Source organism: Caballeronia choica (assembly GCF_001544535.1).
Taxonomy (GTDB): Bacteria; Pseudomonadota; Gammaproteobacteria; order Burkholderiales; family Burkholderiaceae; genus Caballeronia; species Caballeronia choica.
The window spans coordinates 1-5,482 of sequence record NZ_FCON02000283.1 but is presented as its reverse complement, the minus strand read 5'-3'; the positions used below and the strand labels follow the sequence as shown (position 1 = coordinate 5,482).

Annotated in this window: 5 protein-coding genes; 3 read left to right on the top strand and 2 right to left on the bottom strand. The window is 59.7% G+C overall.

Features of this window, described 5'->3' with window-relative positions; genetic code table 11:
* The coding region (locus tag AWB68_RS42345; RefSeq protein WP_200828813.1) for a hypothetical protein at positions 1-257 on the bottom strand (257 nt) is incomplete at its 3' end.
* 261 nt (positions 258-518) lie between these two features.
* Entirely contained in the window at positions 519-1,865 is a 1,347-nt protein-coding gene (locus AWB68_RS42340) for a PQQ-dependent sugar dehydrogenase (RefSeq protein ID WP_087650090.1), read from the bottom strand.
* A gap of 338 nt (positions 1,866-2,203) precedes the next feature.
* On the opposite strand from AWB68_RS42340, the gene AWB68_RS42335 reads away from it, so the two are divergent.
* The 3 genes from AWB68_RS42335 to AWB68_RS42325 all read left to right on the top strand — a co-directional run bounded on the left by AWB68_RS42335 (position 2,204) and on the right by AWB68_RS42325 (position 5,117).
* Entirely contained in the window at positions 2,204-2,779 is a 576-nt protein-coding gene (locus tag AWB68_RS42335; RefSeq protein WP_087650089.1) for a cytochrome b, read from the top strand.
* A 9-nt stretch (positions 2,780-2,788) separates the two neighbouring features.
* Positions 2,789-3,481: a VIT1/CCC1 transporter family protein gene (locus AWB68_RS42330; protein ID WP_087650088.1), complete on the top strand. Its 693-nt coding sequence runs from the start codon at positions 2,789-2,791 to the stop codon at positions 3,479-3,481.
* 622 nt (positions 3,482-4,103) lie between these two features.
* Positions 4,104-5,117: an IS630 family transposase gene (locus AWB68_RS42325; RefSeq protein WP_087650087.1), complete on the top strand. Its 1,014-nt coding sequence runs from the start codon at positions 4,104-4,106 to the stop codon at positions 5,115-5,117.
* Positions 5,118-5,482: the final 365 nt, after the last annotated feature.

Genomic DNA, 5,482 nt, shown 5'->3' with positions numbered 1-5,482 from the left:
TCGCGCTCCTTGAGGCCAGCATCGATACCGGCCAAGGCACGCTCGCGCCATTCTTCGAGCCGGTATATCGGTACCGATACCTCGCGCGAAATGGCATCCACCGGCTCGCCGCGCAATAGCCGCAAGACGACTTCTTTCTTCCGGTTCGCTGACCACCGCTTCACTTCGGCGGCCGCGCCGGGGGCGCTTCCAGTCGCGCTACGCGCTCCTTCCACCGCCCCCGGCACAACCTCAGTGACATTCGACTTCTTCAGCATGTTCAACTCCGTTTCCAGATACACGTTTTACCCCAAAATCGTGTCCAGAAAAATCGGAGGCGGTTCACCGATCAATTTCCGCAAACTGCCGAATCACGACGATGCTGGCTCTACTCCCTGCGGATCGTCAACGTGATCGAGTTGCGGGTCCCGTCTTTTGAGGCGACTCCATGGGCGTGCTGCTTTGACTGATGAAGCGGTTCTAATCGGCACGATAATCTTGCGTCCGCCCGGCCTCGGAGCAAAGGGGCCAGGGCTGTGTCATTTGCCTGCCGGCGCGGTGTCAGCCGATTTGACGTTGTTACGCGGCGCTACTCGCCATACAGCGTTACCGACGTCGTCAGCCACGAGCAAGGCCCCGTGCGCGTCCAGTGCGACGCCAACGGGTCGACCCACGGCGTAGCCGTCTGCCGTCAGAAAGCCGCTCAGGAAATCCTCAGGTACGCCAGCAGGTTTTCCATCGACAAATGGCACGAACACCACCTTGTAGCCGGTACGCGGTTTACGGTTCCATGATCCGTGTTGGCCAACAAATGCGCCTCCACGATAATGAGGCGGGAACAGCGTCCGGTCGTAAAACACCAGACCTAGCGAAGCCGTATGATTGCCGAGCGCATAGTCAGGCGCGATGGCCTTTGCAACCATATTGGGGCGTTGCGGTTTGACGCGGGTGTCGATGTGCTGGCCGTAATAGCTGTATGGAAAACCGTAGAACGCCCCGTCTTTTACTGCTGTCATGTAGTCCGGCACAAGGTTGTTACCGAGATCGTCCCGCTCGTTGACTGCTGTCCACAATGCGCCGCTGTCCGGTTGCCACGAGAGCCCATTGGGGTTACGCAGCCCTGTCGCGTAGGGTCGCAAGCGCCCATTGTCCACGTCGAACTCGAGGATTCGCGCTCGGCCTTCTTCGGCGTCGACTCCATTTTCCCCTGCGTTGCTGTTCGATCCCACCGTGATGTACAGATGCTTGCCGGAGCGGTCGGCTAGGATATTTTTGGTCCAGTGATGGTTGATCGGCCCGGCCGGCAAGTCGGCAACCTTGACGCCGGGGCCTGTAATCTGGGTGGCGCCCGTCACATAGTCAAAACGCAGCAGAGCGTCCGTATCGGCAACATAGAGTTGACCGCCAATGAGCGACATCCCGAACGGAGAGTGCAGGCGGCGCAGAAACACGGTCTGCGTTCTCGCGACGCCGCTGCCGTCCACGTCGTGCAACAGCACAATGCGATCGGGGCTCGGAACACCGGCGCCTGCGCGCTTCATGACCTGCTTTCTGACCCAGCCGAATAGGCCGCTGCCTTCATCGTGTTCTTTTGGCGCGTCGCTTTCCACTACCAGTACGTCACCATTGGGCAGCGTGTAGAGCCAGCGCGGGTGCGCGAGGCCACCGGCAAACTCGGTGACGACAAAGCCGGCGGGAGCGGTGGGCATGAAACCGTCGGGGCGCGCCTGAACGGGCGCGATGTTGACCATCGGAACCAAGGACGATTCCGGAGCCGGCGTGGCGGGCGACGCGCCGAAGCCCGCATCGCTTGAACTTGATGGTCCGATCGCGCAGGAGGCCAGCGGCAAAACCATTGAAACAGCCAGACGATTTAGCAGGCGCATGTGGGTTCCCAACGATGAGCGTTGATTGATGATGCATGGGAGGAATAGCAAGAAGCCGGCCCGTGACGTTGCCTGCTAAGGCGCAAACCGCTCCGTGATTCAAGCAGAAGACCTCGGCCTCCCGGCGTCCCGGTCTTGCTGACGCTATGTTGGCGGCTATGCGGAAACAGCAGCGGAGTCGAGCATCCGGATCGCCCCTGCCGGGCGTCAGGTTTCCTTAAGGTAAGGTCGCTAACATCGGTCGGATTTGTGCAGTGCTTTTTTCGGGCTATCGGTTCAAAATTCGCAGGCTGCGCGCCTCATCAATTCATCAATTCGCGACAACTTGAGGAGCAAGAATGGCTAAGGCTTACGAAATGAAGCGTCCGGCATATGATGCAGTCGCGCGCACGCTGCACTGGCTAACCGTCCTGTTGGTCGCTATGCAGTTTGTGATCGGCTGGACGATGCCGGATGTTCACAAGGACACGCAGCCCGTTAATCTGATCGCCTGGCATCTTGGCGTGGGCGCGACGCTTGTCGCCGTGATGGCAATCCGGGTGATCTGGCGATTGACGCATTGGCCCACGCCGGACGAGCTGCCGCCGCTACTCAGCGTCGTCTCGCGCATAACGCATGTTCTGCTCTACACCGCCCTGGTGCTGGTGCCGCTGCTCGGCTGGATCAACGCGTCCTCACGCGGCTGGACGGTCCGCTTGCTGGGCGTCGTGCCCTATCCGGCACTGAGCGAACCGGGCTCGGCCTTCGGCCACGAGATGGGGGATGTGCACGGCATCCTCGCATGGGTGCTCTTCGCATTGATTGGTCTGCATGTCGTCGCAGCGTTGTTCCACCGCTTTGTTCTGAAAGACCATGTGCTGCAGCGGATGCTGCCCCACGCGGGGCCGTCGCGTGATCAGGTTCGAGACCGCTAGGGTCTGCCAATGCCCAAGGCTCACAAAGAACCGCATCGCATCAAGGCGATTGGCTGGCTACGCGCCGCGGTGCTTGGCGCAAACGACGGCATCATTTCGACGGCAAGTCTGATAATCGGCGTCGCGTCCGCGCACGCCGAGCACGGCCATCTGCTGCTAACCGGCCTGGCTGGATTGGTAGCCGGCGCGATGTCGATGGCGACAGGCGAGTACGTATCGGTCTCGTCGCAGGCGGATACAGAAACAGCGGCGCTCGCCGAAGAGCAGGCGGAGCTCGATGCGGATGGCGCGCGCGAGCATCGAGAGTTGGCGGCGATCTATGTGCGGCGCGGCCTCGACATGGCGCTTGCCAAACAGGTTGCGCAGGCTCTAATGGCTCACGACGCACTCGGCGCACATGCCCGCGACGAATTGGGTATTTCGGAAACGACCGCGGCAAATCCATTGCAGGCCGCGCTGGCGTCGGCCAGCAGCTTTTCGGTGGGAGCCGCTTTGCCGCTCATCGTCACGGCGCTCGCCCCGCAGCAAGGGGTGGCCGCGAGTATCGCGGTGACGGCGCTGGTTTCCCTGGCAATACTTGGCGGACTTGCCGCGCGCGTCGGGGGAGCGAAAGTGGGTCCTGGCGTATTGCGGGTTACCTTCTGGAGCGCGCTGTCGATGGGTGTGGCATCCGCGGTCGGTGCTATATTCGGCGCGACTTGAGCCGTGACATTTTTCCGCGATACAGTCACTCGCCATCCCGCAGAGGTTGTCATCTGCTTGCTCGGCTCAAATCTTTTCGGAATGTCCAGCAGCCAAAACCGCCGTTATTACCCTGCCCATTGCCGTTTTGATGGTCGTCGTGACCTCGGGTCGAATTGGAACGAGTCGAAGAGATCACCGATGGCCCACGCATTGACGGGTGCGTACGGGTTGCCTGAGAGCTGCGGCGGATTCGGCGGATTGTCGCGGCTGCGTGATCAGAGACAGCTATTGGTCGCCATCGATGAAAAAATTGTCGATCAACGCATGATCCGAATATTCATGCACCGCCGCCGCCGCGGGAATACGGTAACACCACGATCAGCGAAATGCGCGGACTGTCGCCGAAGAAATCGAACCGGCTGAATATAGCGCGAATTGCAGTAGTCGATGCCTTCGTCGGTAATGGTCCGGATCGCCGTCGACACCTATAACTGGTTGGATTGGCAGCATCGACGATGCTTGTGCACGAAAGCTGGCGATACATGGCAGAGGGCTTGCGAACGTCGGCTTACTCATCAGTCAGGAAGTTTGCCGACAAATATCCTATGCTTGGTTATCTTGTGACTCGTCGGAGCATTTCATGAAGCGAGATGGTCGGGAATTGGCTCATAACACGCTTGAGGAAATGCGTATACTCGCAGTGAAACGCATGGCTGAAGGTGAGCACCCCGATGATGTCGCGACGTCGTTCGGGATGCATCGATCGTGGGCGTACAAGATTCGCGCTCAGGCGCGGGGACGAGGTCATGGCGTACGCGCACTGCGTTCGACCACCGCTACAGGCCGTCCGCGCAAACTGACCAAACGGCAGGAAATCACCGTGCTTCGCTGGATTCACGGCAAGAATCCGCTGCAGTACGGGTTCGATTTCGCACTCTGGACGCGCGCTCTTGTAGCCGAGCTGATCCAACGCGAGTTTGATGTCAGACTGAGTCTGGCTTCGATCGGTACGCTGCTTGCCCGCCTGGGTGTGACGCCGCAAAAACCGCTCCAACGTGCCTATCAACGTGATCCAGTCGCTATCGAACGCTGGCAGCACGAGACCTTTCCTGCCATTGCGCAGCAAGCCAGCCGCGAGAATGCCGATGTTTTCTTCTGGGACGAGTCTGGCTTTCGGGCTAACTCAGTTCACGGCAAAACCTGGGCGCAGCGTGGCGAGACCCCGATCGTCGAGCGACCTGGCGAACGCCAAAGCATGAGCGCAGCCTCAGCCGTGAATTCCAAGGGAGCTTTCTGGTTCGACACTTACCCTGGCGCGCTCACGGGCGAGCTGCTTGTCGTTCTGCTCGAAAAGTTGATGTTCCGACGTCGTCGCGCCGTGCATCTTATTGTCGATAGCTTGCCCGCTCACAAGAAGGCGTGCGTCAAAGACTATGTGAGCAGCACCCAAGGGAAATTAACCCTGCACTTCCTGCCCGGTTACGCACCGGATCTGAATCCCGACGAGCTGGTCTGGAGCCATGCCAAGCGTACCGGCGTTGCCAGACGTCCTTTGATAAAGGGCGAAAAACTCGCCCAACGCGTTCGCGAACAGCTCGCCGATATCGGCAATAGCCCCGCTCCGTCACCTGCTGATCAAACGTCTGGACGATGAGGACCCGACCGTGGTGGCGCGGCTGACCGAGCTTGGCCGCAATCGTTATGGCGCGGCCTTTCGCAGCCATAGTGGACGTTGGGAGCCTCTGCCAGGCGCCTGGTCGCTCGACGAGATGGCACAGCTGGTCGTCACGCTCTTGGAGCCGTATTTGCAACCCGATAATTAACGAGGCTAATTATTAAGGCGATTTAGGTGATGCTGCACTAGTGTCACGAGTTAGAAATTCATTGCCTTATTTGCGTTGTGTACTAACCTGGGTTGCAGGGTTCGCAATTAAGCGAGGCAACGATGAGAGGAAGACCGAAGGCGCCACTGGTCTTGAGTGAAGCGGAACGCGACCAACTCACGGCGCTGACAATGCG